Annotated in this window: 22 protein-coding genes; 9 read left to right on the top strand and 13 right to left on the bottom strand. The window is 60.2% G+C overall.

Annotation, left to right across the window (positions count from 1 at the left end; all coding sequences use genetic code 11):
- The gene (gene acnA / locus ACR0CU_RS07655) at positions 1 to 2691 is read right to left on the bottom strand and encodes an aconitate hydratase AcnA (protein ID WP_480642756.1); all 2691 of its coding nucleotides are present in this window, start codon (positions 2689 to 2691) and stop codon (positions 1 to 3) included.
- Positions 2692 to 2917: 226 nt separating this feature from the next.
- Between acnA and ACR0CU_RS07650 the strand changes: the two genes are divergently transcribed.
- Complete coding sequence (locus ACR0CU_RS07650) at positions 2918 to 3619, top strand: DUF1223 domain-containing protein (protein WP_170446540.1); 702 nt, start codon at positions 2918 to 2920, stop codon at positions 3617 to 3619.
- An 8-nt stretch (positions 3620 to 3627) separates the two neighbouring features.
- Here the strand turns inward: ACR0CU_RS07650 and ACR0CU_RS07645 are convergent, their stop codons facing one another.
- The 5 genes from ACR0CU_RS07645 to purB form a co-directional block, all read right to left on the bottom strand.
- Positions 3628 to 4551: a lysophospholipid acyltransferase family protein gene (locus ACR0CU_RS07645; protein ID WP_170446538.1), complete on the bottom strand. Its 924-nt coding sequence runs from the start codon at positions 4549 to 4551 to the stop codon at positions 3628 to 3630.
- 118 nt (positions 4552 to 4669) lie between these two features.
- Entirely contained in the window at positions 4670 to 5770 is a 1101-nt protein-coding gene (locus ACR0CU_RS07640) for a flagellar motor switch protein FliG (RefSeq protein WP_170446535.1), read from the bottom strand.
- Positions 5771 to 5836: 66 nt separating this feature from the next.
- Positions 5837 to 6376, bottom strand: a complete 540-nt coding sequence (locus tag ACR0CU_RS07635) for a tetratricopeptide repeat protein (protein WP_170432035.1) — start codon at positions 6374 to 6376, stop codon at positions 5837 to 5839.
- A gap of 101 nt (positions 6377 to 6477) precedes the next feature.
- A complete protein-coding gene (locus ACR0CU_RS07630) occupies positions 6478 to 6630 on the bottom strand; it encodes an adenylosuccinate lyase (RefSeq protein WP_141138470.1) in 153 nt (50 codons plus the stop codon).
- Between the two features lie 127 nt (positions 6631 to 6757).
- A complete protein-coding gene (purB, locus tag ACR0CU_RS07625; protein WP_170446533.1) occupies positions 6758 to 8062 on the bottom strand; it encodes an adenylosuccinate lyase in 1305 nt (434 codons plus the stop codon).
- Positions 8063 to 8149: 87 nt separating this feature from the next.
- Here purB and ACR0CU_RS07620 point away from each other — a divergent pair, with 87 nt between their 5' ends.
- The 3 genes from ACR0CU_RS07620 (at position 8150) to ACR0CU_RS07610 (ending at position 9518) form a co-directional block, all read left to right on the top strand.
- Positions 8150 to 8482, top strand: coding sequence for a hypothetical protein (locus ACR0CU_RS07620; protein WP_170370683.1), 333 nt, complete (start codon positions 8150 to 8152; stop codon positions 8480 to 8482).
- 111 nt (positions 8483 to 8593) lie between these two features.
- A complete protein-coding gene (locus ACR0CU_RS07615) occupies positions 8594 to 9148 on the top strand; it encodes a hypothetical protein (protein WP_254428878.1) in 555 nt (184 codons plus the stop codon).
- Between the two features lie 10 nt (positions 9149 to 9158).
- Positions 9159 to 9518, top strand: coding sequence for a hypothetical protein (locus ACR0CU_RS07610; protein ID WP_170372312.1), 360 nt, complete (start codon positions 9159 to 9161; stop codon positions 9516 to 9518).
- Positions 9519 to 9540: 22 nt separating this feature from the next.
- On the opposite strand, the gene ACR0CU_RS07605 is transcribed toward ACR0CU_RS07610, so the two are convergent.
- Positions 9541 to 10779: a bifunctional alpha/beta hydrolase/OsmC family protein gene (locus tag ACR0CU_RS07605; RefSeq protein ID WP_170446532.1), complete on the bottom strand. Its 1239-nt coding sequence runs from the start codon at positions 10777 to 10779 to the stop codon at positions 9541 to 9543.
- A 237-nt stretch (positions 10780 to 11016) separates the two neighbouring features.
- On the opposite strand from ACR0CU_RS07605, the gene ACR0CU_RS07600 reads away from it, so the two are divergent.
- Positions 11017 to 11211, top strand: coding sequence for a hypothetical protein (locus ACR0CU_RS07600; protein ID WP_170370681.1), 195 nt, complete (start codon positions 11017 to 11019; stop codon positions 11209 to 11211).
- 3 nt (positions 11212 to 11214) lie between these two features.
- On the opposite strand, the gene dddP is transcribed toward ACR0CU_RS07600, so the two are convergent.
- Positions 11215 to 12558: a dimethylsulfonioproprionate lyase DddP gene (dddP, locus tag ACR0CU_RS07595; RefSeq protein WP_170446529.1), complete on the bottom strand. Its 1344-nt coding sequence runs from the start codon at positions 12556 to 12558 to the stop codon at positions 11215 to 11217.
- A 123-nt stretch (positions 12559 to 12681) separates the two neighbouring features.
- On the opposite strand from dddP, the gene ACR0CU_RS07590 reads away from it, so the two are divergent.
- The gene (locus ACR0CU_RS07590) at positions 12682 to 13425 is read left to right on the top strand and encodes a heme-dependent oxidative N-demethylase family protein (RefSeq protein WP_170446527.1); all 744 of its coding nucleotides are present in this window, start codon (positions 12682 to 12684) and stop codon (positions 13423 to 13425) included.
- Between the two features lie 37 nt (positions 13426 to 13462).
- On the opposite strand, the gene ACR0CU_RS07585 is transcribed toward ACR0CU_RS07590, so the two are convergent.
- From ACR0CU_RS07585 to ACR0CU_RS07565, 5 genes are all read right to left on the bottom strand, one after another.
- Positions 13463 to 14371, bottom strand: coding sequence for a hypothetical protein (locus tag ACR0CU_RS07585; protein WP_342355356.1), 909 nt, complete (start codon positions 14369 to 14371; stop codon positions 13463 to 13465).
- A gap of 198 nt (positions 14372 to 14569) precedes the next feature.
- Complete coding sequence (locus tag ACR0CU_RS07580) at positions 14570 to 15364, bottom strand: lytic murein transglycosylase (protein ID WP_170338547.1); 795 nt, start codon at positions 15362 to 15364, stop codon at positions 14570 to 14572.
- Positions 15365 to 15380: 16 nt separating this feature from the next.
- Entirely contained in the window at positions 15381 to 16217 is an 837-nt protein-coding gene (locus tag ACR0CU_RS07575; RefSeq protein ID WP_170338549.1) for an amino acid ABC transporter substrate-binding protein, read from the bottom strand.
- Between the two features lie 143 nt (positions 16218 to 16360).
- Positions 16361 to 17767: a type I glutamate--ammonia ligase gene (gene glnA, locus ACR0CU_RS07570; protein ID WP_093962421.1), complete on the bottom strand. Its 1407-nt coding sequence runs from the start codon at positions 17765 to 17767 to the stop codon at positions 16361 to 16363.
- A 31-nt stretch (positions 17768 to 17798) separates the two neighbouring features.
- Positions 17799 to 18137: a P-II family nitrogen regulator gene (locus ACR0CU_RS07565; RefSeq protein WP_093962420.1), complete on the bottom strand. Its 339-nt coding sequence runs from the start codon at positions 18135 to 18137 to the stop codon at positions 17799 to 17801.
- Between the two features lie 169 nt (positions 18138 to 18306).
- Between ACR0CU_RS07565 and ACR0CU_RS07560 the strand changes: the two genes are divergently transcribed.
- From ACR0CU_RS07560 to tig, 3 genes are all read left to right on the top strand, one after another.
- Positions 18307 to 19899 carry an NAD(P)H-hydrate dehydratase gene (locus ACR0CU_RS07560; protein ID WP_170446525.1) on the top strand — a complete coding sequence of 531 codons (1593 nt, stop codon included), beginning with the start codon at positions 18307 to 18309 and terminating at the stop codon, positions 19897 to 19899.
- A gap of 308 nt (positions 19900 to 20207) precedes the next feature.
- Positions 20208 to 21329, top strand: a complete 1122-nt coding sequence (locus ACR0CU_RS07555) for a porin (RefSeq protein WP_170446523.1) — start codon at positions 20208 to 20210, stop codon at positions 21327 to 21329.
- A gap of 186 nt (positions 21330 to 21515) precedes the next feature.
- Positions 21516 to 22847: a trigger factor gene (gene tig, locus ACR0CU_RS07550; protein WP_170340026.1), complete on the top strand. Its 1332-nt coding sequence runs from the start codon at positions 21516 to 21518 to the stop codon at positions 22845 to 22847.
- Positions 22848 to 23008 lie beyond the last annotated feature (161 nt).

The following is a 23008-nucleotide window of genomic DNA, read 5'->3' as shown; positions in this document are numbered from 1 at the left end:
TTAGCTGGCCTTGGCCAGGTTCCGTAGCACATAGTGCAGCACGCCGCCGTTTTCGATGTATTCGATCTCGGGCGCGGTATCGATGCGGCACTTGAGTGTGATGGTCTTCTCGGTCCCGTCTGCGTAGGTGATGGTGCAGGGCACCTCTTGCAGCGGCTGGATCGTGTCCAGACCGTGGATCGAGAAGGTCTCGTCGCCTTTCAAGCCCAGCGTCTTGCGGTTGTCGCCGGCGGTGAACTCGAACGGGATGACGCCCATACCCACCAGGTTCGAGCGGTGGATACGTTCGAAGCTTTCTGCGATCACGGCTTTGACGCCCAGCAGCGCGGTGCCCTTGGCTGCCCAGTCCCGCGAGGAACCGGCGCCATACTGCTCGCCGCCGATCACGACCAGCGGAGTGCCTTCTGCCTGATAGGCCATCGATGCGTCATAGATCGAGGTCTGCTGCCCATCGGGGCCTTTGGTGTAACCACCCTCGACACCGTCCAGCATCTCGTTCTTGATGCGGATGTTGGCGAAGGTGCCGCGCATCATGACCTCGTGGTTGCCACGACGCGACCCGTACGAGTTGAACTCGCGCGGTTGCACCTGGCGCTCCAGCAGGTATTTGCCCGCGGGGCTGGTGGTTGCAAACGAACCAGCCGGCGAGATGTGGTCGGTGGTCACCATGTCGCCCAGAATGGCCAGAACCTTGGCGCCTTCGATGTTCGAGATGGTGCCCGGCTGTGCCCCCATACCCTGGAAGTAGGGCGGGTTCTGGATGTAGGTCGACGTAGGCGGCCAGTCATAGGTCTCGGCATCGGTGGTTTCGACCGATTGCCATTTCTCGTCGCCCTTGAAGACATCAGCATATTTCGACTGGAATGCCTCGCGGGTTACGGTTGCCTCGACCAGTTCGGCGATCTCTTTCTGGGTCGGCCAGATGTCTTTCATGTAGACGTCGTTGCCGTCCTTGTCCTGACCGATCGGTTCCGAGGTCAGGTCGATGTCCAGCGTACCGGCCAGTGCATAAACCACCACCAGCGGCGGCGAAGCCAGGTAGTTGGCGCGCACGTCCGGCGAGATCCGGCCTTCGAAGTTGCGGTTGCCCGACAGGACCGAGGTCGCCACCAGGTCGCCCTCGGCGATGGCCTCCGAGATCTCTTTCTGGATCGGGCCCGAGTTGCCGATGCAGGTGGTGCAGCCGTAACCAACGAGGTTGAAGCCGACCTTGTCCAGATCTTCCTGCAGGCCAGCGGCCTCAAGATATGCGGACACGACCTGCGATCCCGGCGCCAGCGAGGTTTTGACCCACGGTTTGCGGTCCAGGCCCAAAGCCGCCGCCTTGCGTGCGACAAGGCCCGCACCGATCATCACATAGGGGTTCGAGGTGTTGGTGCACGACGTAATCGAAGCGATCACGACCTTGCCCGATTCCATGGTGTAGTCTTCGCCTTTGACCGGCACTTCCTTGCCCATCGGGCGCTTGAAAGTGTTTTCCATCTCCTGGCGGAAAGCGGCCTTGGCGTTTGTCAGCGGCACATAATCCTGCGGACGCTTGGGGCCCGAGATCGCGGGAACGATCGTGCTCATGTCCAGGGACAGCGTGTCGGTGTAGACCGGGGCATAGTTCTCGTCGCGCCAGAAACCGTTTTCCTTGGCGTAGGCTTCGACCAGCGCGATGCGGTCCTCGTCACGGCCAGTGTTGCGCAGGTAGCGCAGGGTTTCGTTGTCGATCGGGAAGAAGCCGCAGGTCGCGCCGTATTCGGGCGCCATGTTGGCGATGGTTGCACGGTCGGCCAGCGGCAGACGGTCCAGGCCTTCGCCGTAGAATTCAACGAACTTGCCCACCACGCCCTTGGCGCGCAGCATCTCCACGACTTTCAGAACCAGGTCGGTGCCGGTGGTGCCTTCGACCATCTCGCCGGTCAGTTCAAACCCGATCACTTCGGGGATCAGCATCGAGATCGGCTGACCCAGCATCGCGGCCTCGGCCTCGATCCCGCCAACGCCCCAGCCCAGAACGGCCATGCCGTTGACCATAGTGGTGTGGCTGTCGGTGCCGACCAGCGTGTCGGGATATGCGACTTCTTCGCCGTTCTGGTCGGTGTCGGTCCAGACGGTCTGGGCCAGGTATTCCAGGTTCACCTGGTGGCAGATGCCGGTGCCCGGCGGTACCACGCGGAAGTTGTTGAACGCGCTCTGGCCCCATTTCAGGAACTGGTAGCGCTCCATGTTGCGCTCATATTCGCGGTCCACGTTCATCTGGAAGGCGCGCGGGTTGCCGAATTCATCGATCATGACCGAGTGGTCGATGACCAGGTCAACGGGGTTCAGCGGGTTGATCTTCTGGGCGTCGCCCCCCAGCGCCTTGATGCCGTCGCGCATCGCGGCCAGGTCGACAACGGCCGGAACGCCGGTGAAGTCCTGCATCAGCACGCGGGCAGGGCGGTAAGCGATCTCGCGCGGGTTCTTCCCGTTGTTGGCACCCCATTCGGCAAAAGCCTTGATGTCATCGACCGAGACCGAGAAGCCGCCGTCCTCGAACCGCAGCATGTTTTCCAGCACCACTTTCAGCGCGGCGGGAAGCTTGGAGAAATCGCCCAGGCCGGCCTCTTGCGCGGCGGGGATCGAGTAATACGAGATGGACTTGCCATTCACGCTCAGGCTGCGGCGTGTCTTGGCGGTATCCTGTCCGACTTTGATGGGCATCTGTGGCCTCCCTCTCAAATGACGTGGAATTGGGATTCGCTGAGCGGTATCTGCATCACCATGGCCTGCGGTTCAAGGTCCAACAGGGCGGGTGCGGCAATTTTTGTATACCATTGCACACATTTTTGCGGATTGCCGCCGAAACCTGTCTCAAGAAACCTTGATTGGCGCTTGATCCGGTGGCGGAGTACACCGGTGCTTGCAGGCCCTTCAAACCGAGAGTGAAATGAAAAGATCAGCCCTGACCACAGTTCTTGCGTCCGTATTCCTGTCGGCGTCTTCGGCCTGGGCGGACAGCCCAGTGGTGGTCGAATTGTTTACCTCGCAGGGGTGTTCGTCCTGCCCGCCGGCAGATGCGATCATGCACGATCTCGCCAAGCGCGACGACGTGATCGGCTTGGCGCTGCACGTGGACTATTGGGATTATATCGGTTGGAAGGATCAGTATGCCGATCCGGCGCATACGGACCGTCAACGAGCGTATGCGCGGCGCGGCGGCCGTTCGATGATCTATACCCCTCAGATGGTGATCAATGGACAGCAGGATGTCGTCGGTGCCAAAACCCGCGATTTGAACCGATTGATCGACGCGCATTTGACCGCCGCGCCCACCGCGTCGGTTTCGGCGCAGAGGTCCGGGAACATGGTAACGGTCCGCGTTGCTCCGGTCGATCTCGCCGCTGCGAAAAACTATGACGTGGTGGTCGTGCAATACACGCCCTTGCGCCACGCGTCGATTCGACGGGGCGAGCTGGCCGGACACGATCTGGACTACGCGAATGTCGTTGAGGAATGGCACGAAGCCGGCCGATGGAACGGGTCGGCTGAACAGGATTTTCAGATCGAACTGTCTTCGGACCTGCCCGCGGTGGTTCTGATTCAGGGCACCGGCAGTGGCCCGATCATCGCCTCAACGAGGGTGAAGTAGAGGGCGGCTCAGGGCATGTCCTGAGGCTGCACACCCAGCCCATTCCAGGCTTTCCACCGTCGGTGAATCCAGAACCATTGGCCCATGTGTTTCCGCACCATGCCTTCGAGGTCATCGTTGATGAATTGGGTCATGGTCTTGGGGTCCGTATGCGGCACCGGATCATGCAAAACGATCTCGAAATCGATACCGTTGGCTTGGCGCACCGCGTAACAAGGAATGAGAACGGCATCGTATTTCATCGCCAATTCCGCGTTCAAAACCGACGTGACTGCGGGTTTGCCAAAAAACGTCAATTCTTCACCGCCATGGGCGTGCAGGTCCGATACGATGGCGATGATGCCGCCCTTTTTCAGGGACCGAACCATTTCCACCATGCCGCGCCGACCTTGTTCGAACATCGGCTCGCCGGTTTTGTGGAAGGCGTCGACATACATCTCGTTGAAATACGGATTGGCCATGCGGCGGTACAGGCAGCCAATCGGCTTGCCGCTGCGCGCCTGCAAAGCGATCCGCGCAGCAAGGTAGTGGCCGAAATGTGCGGTGATCATCATCACCGGCCGACCTTCGGCCACCGCTTGTTCAAATGCGGCGATTCCTGAACCTGATACTTTTGCGTTCTTCTGCCGTTCAGTGAAATCCTCGGGCGAGAAGTGTTCCATGATCGCGCGGCCTGCGTTGTCGGGCACCGCACGGCAAATGCGTTTGACTTCGGCTTCAGGCAGGTCAGGGCAGGTCAGTTTCAGGTTGCTTCGCACACGTTTGGCGAACCCAACTGCCGGGGCCAACCCGCGCACGATCGCCCCCATCGTCGCAATGCGCCGTTCATAGGGCAAAAGGCGCATTGCGCCGATCATGCCTTTCAGGAACAGGTTGGCGACATAGTATTGACCAAGCTCAAAGCGGCTCAGTTCCGACTTTTCGACGGGCATCGGGGGATCTCACCGGGTGTTGTGAATTGCGGATTCAGACATACAGCCGGCGCGCAACAACCACAAGCATTGTCCCGAGCCCTGGTTCTACGGCATCCGAGCCAGCGGCGGGCAGCCCTTAGTCCTCGTTGCCATCGGCGTCCGCTTCGACCAAGGTGATTGTGCCTGCGTCCACGAGTGTGCGGATCGCACCGACAATCTGGGTCATGGCCTCCTCTGCTTCGGCCTGCTTGACCTTGCCGCGTTCAGCAATTTCCTCGCGCAGGTTGTCGGCCATCCGTGCGGATATGTTGGACAGCAGATGGTCGACCGAGGCCTTGTCATCCTCGGTTCTTGCGCCAGCCAGAGCGGCTATCAGAATTGGCTGATCGACTTCGCGCAGGATGGCAGGCGCATCCCGTGCAGCGATGCGCGTGGCGATGTGCGCAAAGGTGAAGATGGACTTTCGAACAGCGCTGGCGAACTCAGTATCCTCCTCATCGAGCGCGTCCAGCAGTCCGTCACGCGTGGATGGGGGGGATTGGTTCAAGATCGCCCCGACGCGCGTGTCGGGTGAATCGGTGAAGGCCGGAACTGGGCGTTGATCGAGTTGCGCGGCCAGGGACCAGCCGATCCGCTCCACCGCCTCGGGCGTCACGTTGGCGGTTTTTGAAACGGCATAGGTAATCCGTCTGGCCACCGGCCCGGGCAATTGCGCCAACAACTGTGCTGCCTTCGCCGTATCTAGCTTGGATAGCATGACGGCCGCAACTTCGATGCTTTCGGCCTGAGCCATACGCGCAAGGTCTTCAGCAGGGGTGTCACGCAGGCGCAGCCATGGATCGCCGACCTGGCGCACACCCGCGACCTTGCGCAGCCGGGCGGCGGTCGCCGGGGCAATCTTGCCATTTACCGCGTCCAGCGCCCCGGCCAAGCCGTGCGGAAAGGCAAGTCCGACGCTGTCCAGCGCATCTGCGAATTCTTGCGCGACCGCAGCGAGGGTCACGCGGTCAACCAGCCCCATCCGGCCCAGTTGGAGGGTCAGCCGTTCCTGCAGTTCGTCGGGCAGCTCCTCCAACGGAAGATCGGCTCCCTCGTTCAATAGCAGGCGTACGATGATGGCGGCCTTCTGGCCGAGCGTGAGTTGACGAGGAACGACGCGAGGGGCGTCATCCGTCTGTTTCTCGGCCGGAGCAGAATTACCCGGTGCGGTCTGTACCAAAGCATGTGAATCTTGCATCTGCCTGCGGTGTCAATTTTTGTTCCGCAGGCAGATTAGCGAGAGTCGAGTAAAGAAAGACTGAACCTAGTAGCTGTAAGTCAGCCCCGTGCGGATCGCTTCGCGAAGAGACGCTTCGGCCCAGGTGCCTTCTCCTCCGCGTGACTTGATCTCGCGCCATTGCGCGATGGCCAGTTCGGTTTTCCCTTCGGTGACATATCCTTGGCCCATATAGCTGCGGGCCAGGATGTTGTCAGGATTGGATTCGATTGCGCGTTGGTAATAGGTTTCGGCCAGCTCGGCTTCGCCCATTTTGCGGTAGGTGAAACCCCAATACGTCAAAACGCGATCATCGTCTTGATCCATGACCCGCAACACGTTCTGCGCATTTTCGAACTGGCCGTCATAAGCAAGCTCGCGCACGGCCTGATACAATTGCTCTTCGCTGAAATTGGTCTTGTTCGGCTTGACGCAACGGCCGGCTGCTTCGTCATAGACGCGGCCGAACAGGCATTTCTTGGTGGTATTCGTCGGTTTTGGGGGGCTGCTGTCACCGCCGGCGGCACTGACCGCGGGGGCAAAGGCAAAGGTCTGAAGGGCTAGTGCCGTGGCCATCAAAAGGCGCATTATCCTACTCCGTTCCAAGGGCTGCTCGCAAGAAGCATAGTGCGTTCTTCAAAAAAGCTAACAGCCAATGGCTCGCTTTTATTCACAAGTAGGACAAGAATTCAGCTGCTGGCGTTTTTCACGCAGCTTTCCGAGGCCGAATCCCAAGTCGTACCAGGCGCACAGGATTGCGATTGCTTGCTGTGGCCTTGGCAGGCGAATGCGGACGAGGCGGACAGGGCAAGGGCCAGTGCGCAGAGTGTCGTGCGGATCATGATGGGCTCTCCTTGAACGGAAATTGCCCATTCAGCATAGCCGATTTCGGACGTTTCCGCAAAAGACAGGGGCCCGGATCGCGCAGCGCGACCCGGGCCCCGGCAAAAGCCGTTCCTGCGTCGAGGGTTACTCGCCGAACACCCGCTCGAAGATCGTGTCGACATGTTTGGTGTGATAACCAAGGTCGAATTTTTCTTCGATCTCTTCCTTGCTCAGCGCTGCGGTCACATCCGGGTCGGCCAGCAGTTCGGTTTTGAAGTCCTTGCCTTCTTCCCAGACCTTCATCGCGTTGCGCTGCACCAGGCGATAGGCGTCCTCGCGGCTGACGCCGGCCTGAGTCAGGGCCAGCAGCACGCGCTGGCTCATGACCAGACCGCGGAACTTGTTCATGTTGGCCAGCATGTTGTCCGGATAGACCACCAGCTTGTCGATCACCCCGGTCAGGCGCGACAGGGCGAAATCCAGGGTCACGGTGGCGTCGGGGCCGATGTTGCGCTCGACCGAGCTGTGGCTGATGTCGCGCTCGTGCCATAGGGCCACGTTCTCCATCGCCGGGATCACGGTCATGCGCACCAACCGGGCCAGGCCGGTCAGGTTCTCGGTCAGCACCGGGTTGCGCTTGTGCGGCATCGCCGACGAGCCCTTCTGGCCTTTCGAGAAGAACTCCTCGGCCTCCAGAACCTCGGTGCGCTGCATGTGGCGGATTTCGATCGCGATGTTCTCGATGCTGCTGGCGATCACGCCCAGCGTGGCAAAGAAGGCCGCGTGGCGATCGCGCGGGATGACCTGCGTGCTGATCGGCTCGGGCACCAGGCCCAGCTTTTCGCAGACATGCTCTTCGACGCGGGGTTCGATATTGGCGAAGGTGCCGACCGCGCCGCTGATGGCGCCGGTGGCGATCTCGGCGCGGGCGTCGCGCATCCGCGACAGGTTGCGGTCCATCTCGGCGTAGAAGCGCGCGAAGGTCAGGCCCATGGTGGTGGGTTCGGCATGAATGCCGTGGCTGCGGCCGATGCGGACAGTGTCCTTGTGCTCGTAGGCGCGGCGCTTGAGCGCGGCCAGCAAGCCTTCGAGATCGGCGATCAGGATGTCGGCGGCGCGGGTCAGTTGCACGTTGAAGCAGGTATCCAGCACGTCCGAGCTGGTCATGCCCTGGTGGACAAAGCGGGCCTCATCGCTGCCGACATGCTCGGCCAGATGGGTCAGAAAGGCGATGACGTCATGCTTGGTCACGGCCTCGATCTCGTCGATGCGGGCCACGTCGAATTCCACGTCCTTGGCCTTCCAGACGGCCTCGGCGTTTTCGCGCGGGATGACGCCCAGATCGGCCATCGCGTCGCAGGCATGGGCCTCGATCTCGTACCAGATGCGGAACTTGGTCTCGGGCGACCAGACGGCAACCATTTCGGGGCGGGAATAGCGGGGAATCATGGGCGGCGGCACCTTTTTCGGTTGGCAATGGGTGTTGGCGCGGGTGATAGACTCGCCGGACCGTTGGGACAAGGCAGGAGACGCGGGATGAGACGGTTTGCCCTGATTTTGTTGGTTTGGCCCGAAATTCTGGCGGCCGACACGTTCCGACCGCTGACGGGCGCGCAGATTCTCCACGCCTTGTCAGGCCGGACGCTGTCCTATGACAACGGAGCTACACAGGTCTTCGAGCCGTCTATGGCCACGCAGTATTTCTCGGGTCGACCCAGCTCGGGGCGCTGGGCCGTGCGGGATGACAGATATTGTTCGATCTGGCCACCGTCTGACTTTTGGGCCTGTTACGATGTTCAGTCGGACGGTACGCGGATCCGATTTGTGGGAGAGGCCGGCGATGCGACAGTCGGCGTATATGCAGATTAGGCGGCAATGCAGGTCGGGCGGGCCCCTGAGCAAAACTCTTTAAAAACTGGACAAGCGCGGGTTGCATCGCTCATCCTCGGGACGATGACACCAACAAATAGAGATATCAGCTTGTTTAAGAAAAACCTTTTTGCCATCGGCGCGGCTTTTTGGGTCGGGATGGCAGGTGCGGGGCTGAGCGATACGCCGGTCACCTACACCGAAGGGGGGCGTGCGCTGTTTCAGTTCGATGTCCCGGATTTCTGGATGCTGCGCACGGGCGGCCCACGCGATCTCGAGGATACACAACTGGGCGATACCCGGTCCGTAAGCCGGGTGATGGCTGCGCGCCCGGTCACAGATGACTCGGTCTGGATCGGATTCGTGTCGCCGTTCGGCGTTGCCAGCATCGAGGACGGGGTCCGTTACTTGCAGGATGTCGACAAGTTTCTGGTCAAAAACCCAGAGGTGACAAGTGATGCGAACATGCGCATCGGCGGTTTGCCGGCCCGGGTCATTCGCGGCACCGGCACCCGTGACGGGCGCGGGATCAACTTCACCGCGACGGTGATCGACCTGCCGCGCAACCGTGTTGCGGTTGTGGTGACCATCCTGCGCGACGGTGCAGATCCTGGCTATGTCGAGGATCTGAATGCCATCTTCGCGTCATTCCGGTCAGTACAGTGAGGGCGTGACAATGGCAGGAACATTTTTGAAGCGATCCGTCATCGTTCTGACGCTTGGGGCCGGGGGATTCACCCTCTCGGGCTGTGAAGGCGTCACGGTCGGCGTAGGATACGGATACGACCCGTTCTATGACTCGATGCTGTGGAACGACTATTACCGCAACGTGAATGTCGACATAGACGTGGACCGCCCTCCGCCGCCAGGCAAACCGCCGGGTGGAAAACCGCCGCCCAAACCCAAGCCGCCAATTGCGAAACCGCCTGCGCGGCCCAAACCTCCGATCGCCAAGCCGCCGGCGCGTCCTCGACCGCCCGTGGCCCGCCCACCAGCGGCACGGCCCCCGATCCACAGGCCTGCGCCTCGGCGATAGGCCATCCGGACCGGATATCGGTTCACGCCGGAGCCGCAACAGGTTCCGGCGGCAGCAGTTCGGTGGTGATATGCGCCGAATTTTCAAGCGTGCGGTGCACCGGGCATTTGTCGGCAATCTCAAGAAGCTTGGTCCGCTGGTCATTGTCCAGCGGTCCGTCCAGTCGGATCTTGCGGCGGAACTGGTCGACCTTTCCATCCCCCGCCAACCCCGCGTCCTGCGCGTGCACCTTGTTGTGACAGACATCCACGCTGATCCCGGTCAGGGGCCATTGCTTGCGTCGCGCATACATTCGGATGGTCATCGAAGTGCACGCCCCAAGCCCGGCAGAAACGAAGCCATAAGGCGACATGCCGCGATCGGTCCCGCCGTAAGAGGCCGGCTCATCCGCCACGGCATGATGGCTGGGACCTGATTGAATGTCCTGAAGAAATCCGCCCGGGTCCACTTCGGTCACGCGCACCACGCCTTCGGGCGCGCCCGGCGGCGGGGCGGGCGGCGACAGCGGGACATAGCGCGATACCCAGGCCGCGATGACGTCCGCGGCGTATTCTGCATCCTTTGGACGGGTGATCAGGTGGTCTGCGTCGTCCAGCGTTACAAAGCTTTTAGGGTGCTTGGCGGCCAGAAAGATCGTGCTGGCATTGTCGACGCTGACTGTTTCGTCACGCGGCGCATGCAGGATCAGCAGCGCGGCCTTCAACTCGGCAATCGAGGGCGTCAGTTCGGATTCAGAGATGTCGCGCACAAACTCTCGGCCGATACGGATGGGGCGCCCACCCAGCAGAACTTCGGCGCTGCCATCCTGTTCGATCTGGCCCCGTGCGTCTTCAAAGTGATGAGCCACATGGCCGGGATCGGCCGGGGCGCCGATCGTGACCACCGCCTTTACCGAGGGTATACCGGCCCGCGCCCGTAAGACCGCGGCCCCGCCCAAAGAATGCCCGACAAGCAGGTCAGGCGCCATGTTCCGACCCGCAAGAAACTGCGCAGCGGCGATCAGATCCTCAACGTTCGAAGTGAAAGTCGTGTTGGCGAACTCGCCTTCGGAATGGCCCAGCCCGGTGAAGTCGAACCGTAGAACGGCAAATCCCATCGCTGCAAGCCGCGCGCTGATGCGCCGGGCCGCGGGAATGTCCTTGGAGCAGGTAAAGCAATGCGCAAACAACGCAGTTGCCAGCACCGGCCCATCGGGGAGATCCAGCCGAGCAGCCAGCTTGCCACCATCGTGACCGGAAAATGTGACGCGTTCTGTGGGCATGTAGGGTCCTCAGGCTGTGATGCTAAGCGCAATACTGTGAATAAGGCAGTGCAGTCTCAACCCTTGTGACAGGACCGTCACGGGAAGGTGAGGGCGCAGGCGGTGATCGTGAGGCGCCCTTTGTCAGCGCGTTGATCACAATTTGTGAAGTCTAGTCGAACAACAATTGGTTTTAATAATGAGTCAGAAGCTCCCATGTTCGGCCTAACCGAAACCAAAAGATCAAGGAGCGCGGAGATGACACATTCGACAGACGCAGCGCATTTCGAAGTTGCACAGGTCGGTAAGGCGGTTGCCGTTTTTCTGGCCACGGCCATCGGATTTGCCGCCGGACTGCACTGGCCCCAAGACACGTTTTCGCCGGGCGCATCGGCAGAGCCGGTGCTTGAGGATTGGCACGGAAATGTGCGTCGCTCTCACTGGGCGGATTGAGGCCTAGTCGAGCCCCATAAGCGCGGAATCGAACGGATAGCGGGTCAGGTTCTCAAAGCCGTCTTCGGTGATCAGAACCTGATCTTCCAGCTTGATCGAGAAATCGCCGCCCACTTCGCCCACGGCGGCCTCGACGCACAGTACCATGCCGGGTTCCAGCGGATAATCATATGAGCCTGGCACTGCCTTGTCCGGATAGGCCACCAACGGCCACTCGTCGCACAGGCCCACGCCATGCATCAGGCAGCCGTATTTCTGCGCTTGAAATTTGTCGTCCAGCTTGTGGCAGTTGGCGGTCAGGTCGGGGATCATCACGCCGGGCTTCAGCATCTCCATGTTGGTCATGATGTGCTCGTGCGCGTGCTGCATGGCATAGACCATGTCGGGGCGCGGCTTTTCGTCCCCGATCCACCAAGTGCGAGAGATGTCGACGCAGATACCGTAGCTGCCGATCAGATCGGTATCAAAGGCGATGATTTCGTTCTTCTGAGTAATCCGCGGCCCGCATTCCTGAAACCACGGGTTGGTACGTGGCCCTGAGGCCAGCAAGCGGGTTTCGATCCACTCGCCACCGCGCTTGATGTTCTCGGCGTGCAGAACGGCCCAGATGTCATCTTCGGAGGTCTTGCCGTCGCCCACATGGGCGCGGGCGAATTTTTCCATCTCGGCCACGGCGGTTTCGCAGGCGTGGCTGGCGCAGCGCATGGCCAGAATCTCGTCAGGGCCTTTGATGGCGCGGGTCTTTTCGGTGACCTCTTCGCCTTCCATGATCTCGAAGCCCTGCGCCTCGAGCGCGCGGAGGCCATGCAGCATGATCTTGTCCACCGCCAGACGGGTGTGGCCGGGGGCGTGATCCTGCATCAGCACGCGCACCTCGTTGGCGAACACGTCCGCCTGCACATCCACCTTGTCGCCCCGGTCGAAATAGAACAGGTCCGCACCCGAGCGTTGTTCCCGCACCAGCGGGTTGAACTTGGACAGGAAGGGCGAGTTCTTGTAGTCCCAGATCACCATGTAGCCATCGGCGCACAGCAGCACGGCCCGGAAGGGGTTGTGGGTGTTCCACAACTGCATGTTGGTGCTGTCGGTGGCGTATCGGATGTTGAGAGGGTCGAACATCAACAGCCCGCCATAGCCCCGATCGACGATCGCCTGGGTCAGCCGTTTCCAGCGATATTCGCGCATGCGGTCCAGGTTGGGCAGTTGCAACCCGGCGGTGGCCCATTCGTTGAATGCAAGTTGTGTGGGGCCGATCTCGATCCGGTCATTGTCGTTCGGCGTGCCGTCGCCCAGCGTCGCGCCGCGGCTTGGGTCGATCTTGCGGGTATCTCGGTAGTGGTGGTTCACGGCGCGCCTCCCTGCATGCCGGTTCAGCCTGAAGGGGCAGGGCGGCCCTGTCTGGGTGAATTGCGACGATTTGCCAGTCGCTTTTTGACCGACAAGGCCTGTTTCGAGTGCTAACCCAAGGTCATGACAGCCATTCTGCAACAGACTCTGCCCTATGATCCGACCCACCAGCGATCGCTGCCGGGGATCGCGCCGACCACTATGGAATACTGGCTGCATCGCGATGATGCCTTCGCCGCGCAGATGCGCCACCGTCAGCACCTGCTTGAAACCCGCCGGGACGACGTTCTGGCGCTGGACCCGCAGGCCCACCCGGCCGCCGTCGAACTGCTGGATCTGGTTCTGGCGCAGGCCTATCCCGACGCAACCGACACCGCACTGCGGCCGGATGGCGTGGCCGTGCCGATTGAACGCGACACCCCTTTGGATACGCTTTGCCATCTGGCGCAGGAGGATTTCTGCATCCTGCAGAAACAGGGCGACGAGCATGTGCTGACCGGGGCCATCCTGTGCTTTCCCGCCAGCTGGCGTCTGTCCGAGAAATTCATGCGACCACTGGTCGACATTCACGAGCCGGTCGACAGCTACGATCTCAACATCGCGCGCCGGGTTCAGCGCCTGTTCGACGGGATTCAGGTCGGCCGGCCTTTGTGGCGGTTCAACGCGCTGTGGTATGACGACCCCGAACTGCACCAGCCCCGCAGCGCCAGCGCCCCGCGCGAGATCCGGGACCGTGGTACCACCCGGTATCTGCGCAGCGAGCGGCAAACGCTTTTGCGGTTGCCCGAGACCCGGGCCGTGGTGTTCTCGATCCACACCTATGTCGTGCCGGTCGAGCACCTGCCAGAAATGGAAAACCCCGCCTGATGGCGGGGCCTCCAAGGAGGGTCTTCTGGTAATTCAGTTACAGTCCGATCGCATTGGCGACATCGGCAAACGCACCACTTGAGTTCAGCGACACGATGGCGACCGTATAGGCCAGGACCTGAGTGTTCAGGCGAAAGTCTTCGCCCCGGATGAGGTTCACAGCGGCCATCGACAGAGCAATCGGCGCCGACAGGCTGGCCACGGCACCGGTCAGGGCCCAGCTGGTCAGTCGCAACGCGTCACTGGGCCGGTCTTCATCGCCATCCGTCGCGGCCGGTGCATCGGAAACGGGTGCGTCGGCCTCGTCGGAACGGAAGGCGATGCTGAGCAATTGTTCATCGGTCAGTTGAATTGGGCGCGGCGGCTTTGCCGGTGATTTGACGGCTTCGTGGTCATCAGTTGCAGCGGGCTCAAGGCCGGCGAAAGGTCCGCTGACCGCCTCGAACGCCTCGCGGCGGTTCCGCTGCTTGCGTGGCATCAACGAGTCAAACGCGCCCATGAACTGTTCGATCGTCAAAACGGTTTTCGGCGACAGCCATTCCACTCGTTGCGTCGAGCAGATGTCGACCATCCGATACAGCATGACGACAAGCATCAATTCGGAAATCTCGGGGTCATCCACCAGGCCGGAAACAGGCGAGACCGAGATCACCAATCGGTTGCGCGGTCGTGCCGCCGATGGGCGCACCATGGTCTTCAGGCCAACCGTACGGTCCAGACGCCCATAGCGGTCGCTGGTCTCCCGGGGTTCGGACTCGAGGGTCAAACGGACAAGGTACTGGCTGGACACGATGGTTGCCTCGGTCTGGCTCAGCAGGGTCTTGCGTTCCACAAGATGCCCGTAGTCCTCAAGAGTTGCCACCACGATATGGCCGAACCGCTCCAACGCGCCGTTCGTGTCGCCGTTGAATTGCAGGCCACCGTGGTATCTGTGCTTCGTGGTCACAGTCTTGCCCTCTGCCGTACGAATACTGAACCAACACTCTAGTTGGTGATGAGGGTCAAATTTTGACCATATTGCAAAAAAATGAATTTTTGCGACGATTGATTACGCTTTGGAAACCAAGAAATTAGAGCTTTCCGCCCGACACTGTGGCAGCAATGTGGCGGAATTGAGTGCGGCGGTCAGGTTGCTGACAAAGCCTCAGTTGTCGATTCGAGCGGCCATGATCGCAATTGATTTTTGGTAAACCGATGCGGCATTCCATTGCTGGATCACCGCAAAATTCGGTTCGCCGGGTTGATAGCCCCGGCCGGGTTTCCACCCTTTCTGCCGAAGAAAATTTGCGGTTGAGGCCAACGCATCCGTCATGTTGTAGAAGTCCACGCGCCCGTCACCCGTGGCGTCCACGCCATAGGTCAGAGCATTGCCGGGCAGAAACTGGGTGTGGCCCAACTCGCCATGTTTTGCCCCTTTTGTTGCCACCGTGATCGCCCCCTGATCGACCAGTTTCAGCGCTCCGATGGCATGGGGAACAAAGAAGTCGGACCGGCGACAATCGTAGGCCAATGTTGTGATTGCGGAAACAACCTGGCTGTCGCCCATGAAGTTTCCGAACCCGGTTTCCATGCCGTGAATGGCAATCAGAACGCCGGCCGGGACACCGTACTGACGCTCCAGCGCCGCGTAGAATTCCGGGTTTCTGGCCTTGCGCTTGCGGCCCTGGGCCACGATCGTATCCGCCCCTCGAACCTTCATGAACTTGTCGAGGGAGTATTTGAAGCTTTTTTGCCCCCGATCCGCGGCGATGGTTCGCGTGGCGTATTGGGTTTGCGCCAGAGCCTGCAGCCCTTTTTTCTTTACTCCGGCTTTGCGCGCCTGCTTGGCAAAATCGGCCTTCCAGGCTTCAAAACCAGCGCCTGTGTTCCCGCAGGGAGCGGACTGCGCCGCAATGGGTGCACTCAGTGCAATGAAAACGGACAGGACCGTAAGGCGCATGGAGACCTCCTGGAAATCAGGGCAGGGTGGGTGCGATAACGTACAGGGCTTTCAGGGCCTCGCTGGGTTCAATCCCGGGGAGTGCGGCGCGAAATATCTCTTCCATCGTGCCTTGTGCATACATCTGCGACAGAATCTCATCGACCATCAGGCGAAAGTCATCATCGCCGCGTGCAAGGGCCAGGCCCTGTTTTTCAATCGTCAGAATCTCCTGCGAGATTTTGAAGTCGTCCTTCAATCCAGCTGCTAGATAATTCACCAAAAGGATGGATTGGTCGGCGAAATAGGCGTCGATCTCTCCGTCCCGCAAAGCCTTGATCCCGTCGGGATGCGAGGCGAACCGAACGAGCTTTGCCTCGATCCCCGCAGATCCGAACGAGTTGAACACGGCTTCTTCGGTGGTCGTGCTGCTGCGCATGCCGACTTTCTTGCCGGAAAGCGACGCCATCGTGGTTTCCGCATCTATCGGCAGCAAAACCGATGTTCCGTCTACGAAGATCGGGATCGAAAAATCGACGGTTTCCCGCCGCGACAGTGTGATTGTCGCCGCGCCGCACAACAGGTCGATCTGGCCAGAGGCGACCATGTCAAAGCGTGTATCCGACTGCACCGGAATGAACTGTGCGGTGAGGTCGTCCGCACCCAGTCGGCTGGCGATGGCTCGGGCAACTTGGTCGCAGACCATCACGGACAACCCGTCGGGTCGCTCCTTGTCGTTGATGAACGAAAGCGGGGCAGCATCTGTACGAAACCCAAATCGGATTTCGCGTGTTTCTTTGATCCGGTCGATCGTTTGCGCAGCAGCGCCTGAAACAAGAAGTGCTGCAGAGAGGGTCAGGGCGAGAAGGCGCATGAAAAATCCTGATAATTGAATTGATCTTCAGCCTAGCGGCAAAGGCGCCTGTCACAAAGGGAAATATCGGGGCCTTGCACCACTGAAAAGGGGCGCCCGACAGGACGCCCCCCAAGGTCTTTTCATTGGACTTCCGACCGGGGTCAGCAGCTGTAGTACATGCCGTATTCGACCGGGTGCGGAGTGTGCTCGTAGGTTTCGACCTCTTCCATCTTCAGTGCGATGTAGCCGTCGATCTGGTCTTTGGTGAACACGTCGCCCTGCAGCAGGAAGTCGTGATCGGCCGCCAGACATTCCAGCGCCTCGCGCAGGCTGCCGCAGACGGTCGGGATACCGGCCAGTTCTTCGGCGGGCAGATCGTACAGGTTCTTGTCCATGGCTTCGCCCGGATCGATCTTGTTCTTGATGCCGTCCAGGCCGGCCATCAGCAGTGCCGCAAACGCCAGGTAGGGGTTTGCCGACGGATCGGGGAAGCGGGCCTCGACGCGCTTGGCCTTCGGCGATTCAGTCCACGGGATACGGACGCAACCCGAACGGTTGCGGGCCGAGTAGGCGCGCAGAACGGGGGCTTCGAAGCCCGGGATCAGGCGCTTGTAGCTGTTGGTCGACGGGTTGGTGAAAGCGTTCAGGGTCTTGGCGTGCTTGAGGATACCGCCAATGAACCACAGGGCTTCGTCCGACAGATCGGCATATTTGTCGCCTGCAAACAGCGGCTTGCCGTCCTTCCAGATCGACATGTTGACGTGCATACCGGTGCCATTGTCGCCTGCGATCGGCTTCGGCATGAAAGTGGCCGACTTGCCGTAGGCGTGCGCGACGTTGTGGATGACGTACTTGTATTTCTGCAGCTCGTCGGCCTGCTTGGTCAGGCTGTCGAAGATCAGGCCCAGCTCGTGCTGGCACGAGGCCACTTCGTGGTGGTGCTTGTCGACCTTCATGCCCAGACGCTTCATGGTCGACAACATTTCCGAACGCAGGTCCTGGGCTTCGTCGATCGGGTTGACCGGGAAGTAGCCACCCTTGACGCCCGGACGATGGCCCATGTTGCCCATCTCGTATTCGGTGTCGGTGTTCCAGGATGCATCGGTTGCATCAACTTCGTAGGACACCTTGTTGATGCTGTTCGAGAAACGCACGTCGTCGAACAGGAAGAACTCGGCCTCGGGGCCCATGTAAGCCACGTCGCCAACGCCCGAAGACTTCAGGTAGGCTTCGGCCTTCTGCGCGGTGCCGCGGGGGTCACGCTCATAGGCTTCGCCGGTATCGGGTTCCACGACCGAGCAGTGCAGGCAGATAGTCTTTTCCGCATAGAAGGGATCGACATAAGCGCTTTCGGTATCGGGCATCAGTTTCATGTCCGATGCTTCGATCGACTTCCAGCCGGCGATGGACGAACCGTCGAACATGAAGCCTTCCTCAAGGAAGTCTTCGTCGACCTGGTCGGCCATGACGGTCACGTGCTGAAGCTTGCCACGCGGATCGGTGAAGCGGATGTCGACATACTCGGCACCCTCGTCTTTGATCAGCTGAAGAACTGCGTCCTTGCTCATTACTATGTTCCTCTAGATTGCAGAATTGGTTTTACAGCGCGTCCGAGCCGGTCTCGCCGGTCCGGATGCGAATGGCTTGTTCAACGGACGAGACAAAGATCTTGCCGTCCCCGATCTTGTCGGTTTTGGCGGCCGACACGATGGCTTCGATGGCCGCATCGACCTGATCGGCATCCAGAACGACCTCGACTTTGACCTTGGGCAGAAAGTCCACCACATATTCCGCGCCGCGGTACAGTTCGGTGTGTCCTTTCTGGCGGCCGAAGCCCTTGACTTCGATCACGCTAAGACCCTGGACGCCAACGTCCTGCAGGGCCTCTTTCACTTCGTCCAATTTGAACGGCTTGATGATCGCTTCGATCTTTTTCATCCGGGCTCACCTCGCATGGTTGTCAGAATGGCAGTGATCACGTCTAAGATCGGGCGGCAATGCGATTGCCGAATTGACCGTCTGCTGGTGAAGGGATTCTGGGCAGCGGGCCAATTTTTAGGCAAGTTGCACAAAAAGTAATCAGATTTGAATCGCGTGAGGGTTTCGGATGCCAAAACTGCTGAGTTCGTCCCAGATGAGGGCGGCTGAACGCGCCGCAATCGAATCCGGCCTTGTCACCGGCCTGGAACTGATGGAGCGCGCAGGTCGTGGTGTGGTCGAGGCCGTCTTTGAAACCTGGCCTGACCTCGCGGCCGGGTCCGGCCGGGCCGTTGTGTTCTGCGGGCCGGGCAACAATGGCGGCGACGGTTTTGTAGTGGCGCGCATTCTGAAAGAGTGGGGGTGGACCGTGGACCTTTTCCTGTTGGGCGACCCCGAGAAGTTGCCTGCAGACGCGCGGGCGAACTACAAGCGTTGGTGCGCGATGGGTTCGTGCCATGTGCTGTCTGATGACGCGCTCGATGCCTACGCCGCGGCCTGTTCGGATACTGTTCTGGCGGTTGATGCCTTGTTCGGAACCGGACTAACGAGACCGGTAGCCGGGCTGCCCCGCACAATGCGTAAATTGGGCCAGTGGAAAGCGTCACTGTCGGAAGGTGGTTGCCCACGTGTCGTCTGTGTGGACATTCCCAGCGGCCTATGCGCGGACAGTGGTCGGCGTCTGGTGTCAGAGGGATTTGCCCCCGAAGACTGCGCCGTTTCGGCCAACCTGACGGTGACGTTTCATACCGCAAAGCCGGGCCATTATCTGGCCGAGGGACCAGAGTGCTGTGGCAGGATGTCCGTTGTCGATATCGGTCTGCCGGCTCTGTCAGTTGAAGAAACGCCAGATCACCGGCCGAGCGTGTTGTTGGGCCCCGAAAATCTGCCTGATCTGCGGAAATCGGCTTTCGATCACAAATACGGCCACGGTCATGCGCTGATCCTGACAGGCGACACAGGTAGAACAGGTGCCGCGCGATTGGCTTCCCGCGGAGCGTTGCGCGTGGGCGCCGGTCTTGTCACGCTGGGTGTCCCTCCCGCCGCATTGCAGGAAGTCGCCAGCCAAGTCACCGCGGTCATGATTGAGCAGATCGCAGGCGCGGAAGGGCTGGCCATTGCATTGCGGGACCAACGTCTGAACGCGCTGTGTCTGGGGCCTGGATTGGGCCTGGACAGGGCCCGATCGTTGGTCCCCGTGGCATTGGAGTCCGGAAGGGCAACCGTGCTGGATGCCGACGCTCTTTCGGCATTTGCCGAGGATCCGGCGTCACTGATGAAGATCTTGCATGAAAACTGCGTCCTGACACCGCACGGCGGCGAATTCGCCCGTCTGTTCCCCGATATCTCGGCCAAGCTTTCCTTGCACCCCAAGAATGGCCCAGCTTTCTCAAAGGTTGATGCCGTGCGCGAGGCGGCCGGCAGGGCAGGTTGCGTGGTACTTTTGAAGGGACCGGACACTGTGATTGCGGGTCCGGACGGTCGGTGCTCGATCCATTCAGCCCACTATGATCGGGCCGCGCCGTGGCTGGCGACCGCAGGAGCGGGCGACGTGTTGGCGGGTTTTTTGACCGGGCTGCTGGCACGTGGATTGCACCCGCTGAATGCCGCCGAAACCGCCGTCTGGCTTCACGTGGAGTGCGCGCGCGCTTTTGGCCCGGGATTGATCGCGGAAGACCTTCCCGAGCAACTGCCCGGTGTGCTCAAGCGTCTTCAGGTATGAAGTTCTTGCGTGTTCCCAAGGCGCAAGGCTAAAATATCGGCGGGTTTTTGCTGTCAAGACCGCGCAAATGCATAGCGAGTGTTTGCCAAACGCATGGCCGGATGGCAGAATTCTCTTGCGGGCCGTCTGAAGCCTGCGCACGTTTGTTGTTAAAATATTGATAACACGGACATTTTGCTTTGCTGCCACTCTGTCTTTGTGGCGGATTTGCAATGATCGAGCTGAATGGCGTAGGGGCCTCTGGAACCGGACAGTTCCACTGAACATCTGGGCAGTACCTGAAACCCGAACCTTTCATGGTGAGTGCTATGACATTGAACATCAAACTCTCCTCAGTCGCCGTTGTTCTGGCGGCCACCACGGCCATCCCCGCCGCGGCAGAACTGAAATATGAGAACAACAGCGGTGGCTATGTTCTGCTGTATGGGCAGTTCAACCCGGCAATCATCTCGGTTGACGACGGCCAAGAGACCGATACCCGCCTGCTGGACAACGACCTGTCCAACAGCCGCGTCGGCCTGAGCCTGATGCAGCCGTTTGGCCAGAACGAATTCACCTTCCGCTTTGAAACCGCGCTGGGTCTGCCGAACTCGAGCGAGTGGAACCAGCTGGGAACCGATTTCAGCGGCTGGACCCGGGAAGACATTCGTCACGTGGATTTTGCGCTAAAAGGTGGCTGGGGTAAATTCTCGGCCGGTCAGGGCAGCATGGCGTCTGACGGTGCAGCGGAAACTGACCTGTCTTATGTCGGCACCGCGCTGTATTCGTTCACCAACGATGAAAACTCGGGCTTCTTCTACCGCGGAACCGACGGAACCCTCAGCGACATCACCGTCGGCGACTCCAGCAGCAACTTTGACGGCGCGCGCCGTGGCCGCGTGCGGTATGACACGCCGGATTTCAGCGGCTTTTCGGCAAGCTTCGCCTATGGTCAGAACATCCTGTCCAGCAGTGATGACGACGACTATTACGACGTTGCTCTGAACTACAACAACACCTTTGCCGGTGGAGTCGAGTTCGCGGCAAGCGTGGCCTATGCGGTGCGTGATTTCGACGATGGTTCGGGCGACCGTGAAGACACGATCGGCTCGGCATCGGTACTGCTGCCCAGCGGCTTCAGCTTCACCGCTGCTGCCGGTACCCGAAACAACGTGTCGGGCGAAAGCGATCCCAACTTCTGGTACACCAAGATCGCCTACGAGGATAATTGGGTGTCCTGGGGTAAGACTGGTATCGGCATCGACTACTATGATGGTTCCGATTTCAACACGGACGGGTCCAGCACCGAGTCTTGGGGTATCGCAGTGGTGCAGCGCATCGACAGCATCAACACCGATGCCTACCTGAAGTATCGCAACCACGACTTCAACGACGGGACGTCGTTTGACAAGAACGAAGCTTGGGTCCTGGGGGCCCGCTGGAAGTTCTGATCCGGATGTTGTTGTGAATTCATGGCGCCCCGGCTCTGTCCGGGGCGTTTTTTGTAGGGCAGGGTGGCAAAACAAGGCCAATCTGGCACCTTGCCCCTTGCCCTTCGGCGGCTAGGCAAATAGAAGGCGTCAAATTTGCCCGGCGCGCCCGTTTTGCGCGCCCCGAATCCTATGGGGACTACCAGAATGCAGGTTACCGAGACGCTGAACGAGGGTCTGAAACGCGGCTACAACATCGTTGTCACCGCCGCCGAGCTGGACGAGAAGGTCAATGAGAAACTGATCGAAGCTCAGCCGGAAATCGAGATGAAAGGCTTCCGCAAGGGCAAGGTTCCCATGGCACTGCTGAAAAAGCAGTTTGGCCAACGCCTGTTGGGCGAAGCAATGCAGGAAACCATCGATGGTGCGATGAACAAGCACTTCGAAGACAGTGGTGATCGTCCGGCGCTTCAGCCTCAGGTCAAAATGACCAACGAAGACTGGAAAGAAGGCGACGACGTTCACGTCGAAATGTCCTATGAAGCCCTGCCGGAAATCCCCGAAGTTGATCTGAAATCGGTCGAGCTGGAAAAGCTGGTCGTCAAGGCGGACGACGCAGCCGTGGAAGAAGCCCTGCAGAACCTGGCTGAAACCGCTCAGGACTTCAAAGCCCGCCGCAAGGGATCAAAGGCGAAGGAAGGCGATCAGGTCGTCATCGATTTCGTCGGCAAGGTTGACGGCGAGGCCTTCGAAGGCGGTTCGGCCGAGGATTACCCGCTGGTGCTGGGCTCGAACAGCTTCATCCCCGGTTTCGAGGATCAGCTGGTTGGCGTGAAGGCCGAGGAAGTCAAAGACGTCACCGTTACCTTCCCCGAAGAGTACGGTGCCGAGCACCTGGCCGGCAAAGAGGCCGTGTTTACCTGCACCATCAAAGAGGTGAAGGAACCTGTTGCCGCCGAGATCAACGACGAACTGGCACAGAAGTTCGGCGCTGAGGATCTGGCTGCGTTGAAGGCACAGATTGCCGAACGTCTGGAAGCCGAATACGCGGGTGCGTCGCGCGCGGTGATGAAGCGCGCCCTGCTGGACGCGCTGGACGAGAAAGTGTCGTTCGACCTGCCGCCGACCCTGGTCGAAGCCGAAGCCAAGCAGATCGCACATCAGCTGTGGCACGAAGAAAACCCCGAGGTGACCGATCACAACCACGATGAGATCGAGCCGACCGAAGAGCACAACAAACTGGCTGAGCGCCGCGTGCGTCTGGGCCTGTTGCTGGCCGAGCTGGGCCAGAAGGCTGAAGTCGAAGTCACCGACGCCGAGATGACCCAGGCGATCATGAACCAGGCTCGCCAGTACCCGGGTCAGGAGCGTCAGTTCTTCGAGTTCGTTCAGCAGAACGCTCAGATGCAGCAGCAACTGCGCGCGCCGATCTTTGAGGACAAGGTTGTGGACTACGTGGTCGAGCTGGCCAAAGTGACCGAAAAGGAAGTCAGCAAGGAAGAGCTGCAGAAGGCAATCGAAGCCCTCGAAGAGGAATAAGCCGCGTTTACTGGTCGGTCCGGGTGCCGCCGCACCCGGTCTGTCAAATGGCGATTGTCCGGACAGAATGAAATGAAAACAGGCCCTCTTCGGAGGGCCTTTTTTGTTGCTGCCGAGCACCGGAACGTTTGTCGCCAGCGGCGGATCGGTTCCCGAAATTA

Source organism: Ruegeria sp. BC2 (assembly GCF_056539245.1).
The sequence above is the reverse complement of the archived record's forward strand: the minus strand, read 5'-3'. Positions and strand labels throughout refer to the sequence as shown.

Excerpts from the sequence above, each read along its gene's own strand:
- acnA (WP_480642756.1), bottom strand. The coding sequence starts at position 2,691 with ATGCCCATCAAAGTCGGACAGGATACCGCCAAGACACGCCGCAGCCTG.
- ACR0CU_RS07650 (WP_170446540.1), top strand. The coding sequence starts at position 2,918 with ATGAAAAGATCAGCCCTGACCACAGTTCTTGCGTCCGTATTCCTGTCG.
- ACR0CU_RS07645 (WP_170446538.1), bottom strand. The coding sequence starts at position 4,551 with ATGCCCGTCGAAAAGTCGGAACTGAGCCGCTTTGAGCTTGGTCAATAC.
- ACR0CU_RS07640 (WP_170446535.1), bottom strand. The coding sequence starts at position 5,770 with ATGCAAGATTCACATGCTTTGGTACAGACCGCACCGGGTAATTCTGCT.
- ACR0CU_RS07635 (WP_170432035.1), bottom strand. The coding sequence starts at position 6,376 with ATGCGCCTTTTGATGGCCACGGCACTAGCCCTTCAGACCTTTGCCTTT.
- ACR0CU_RS07630 (WP_141138470.1), bottom strand. The coding sequence starts at position 6,630 with ATGATCCGCACGACACTCTGCGCACTGGCCCTTGCCCTGTCCGCCTCG.
- purB (WP_170446533.1), bottom strand. The coding sequence starts at position 8,062 with ATGATTCCCCGCTATTCCCGCCCCGAAATGGTTGCCGTCTGGTCGCCC.
- ACR0CU_RS07620 (WP_170370683.1), top strand. The coding sequence starts at position 8,150 with ATGAGACGGTTTGCCCTGATTTTGTTGGTTTGGCCCGAAATTCTGGCG.
- ACR0CU_RS07610 (WP_170372312.1), top strand. The coding sequence starts at position 9,159 with ATGGCAGGAACATTTTTGAAGCGATCCGTCATCGTTCTGACGCTTGGG.
- ACR0CU_RS07605 (WP_170446532.1), bottom strand. The coding sequence starts at position 10,779 with ATGCCCACAGAACGCGTCACATTTTCCGGTCACGATGGTGGCAAGCTG.
- ACR0CU_RS07600 (WP_170370681.1), top strand. The coding sequence starts at position 11,017 with ATGACACATTCGACAGACGCAGCGCATTTCGAAGTTGCACAGGTCGGT.
- ACR0CU_RS07590 (WP_170446527.1), top strand. The coding sequence starts at position 12,682 with ATGACAGCCATTCTGCAACAGACTCTGCCCTATGATCCGACCCACCAG.
- ACR0CU_RS07580 (WP_170338547.1), bottom strand. The coding sequence starts at position 15,364 with ATGCGCCTTACGGTCCTGTCCGTTTTCATTGCACTGAGTGCACCCATT.
- ACR0CU_RS07575 (WP_170338549.1), bottom strand. The coding sequence starts at position 16,217 with ATGCGCCTTCTCGCCCTGACCCTCTCTGCAGCACTTCTTGTTTCAGGC.
- glnA (WP_093962421.1), bottom strand. The coding sequence starts at position 17,767 with ATGAGCAAGGACGCAGTTCTTCAGCTGATCAAAGACGAGGGTGCCGAG.
- ACR0CU_RS07565 (WP_093962420.1), bottom strand. The coding sequence starts at position 18,137 with ATGAAAAAGATCGAAGCGATCATCAAGCCGTTCAAATTGGACGAAGTG.
- ACR0CU_RS07560 (WP_170446525.1), top strand. The coding sequence starts at position 18,307 with ATGCCAAAACTGCTGAGTTCGTCCCAGATGAGGGCGGCTGAACGCGCC.
- ACR0CU_RS07555 (WP_170446523.1), top strand. The coding sequence starts at position 20,208 with ATGACATTGAACATCAAACTCTCCTCAGTCGCCGTTGTTCTGGCGGCC.
- tig (WP_170340026.1), top strand. The coding sequence starts at position 21,516 with ATGCAGGTTACCGAGACGCTGAACGAGGGTCTGAAACGCGGCTACAAC.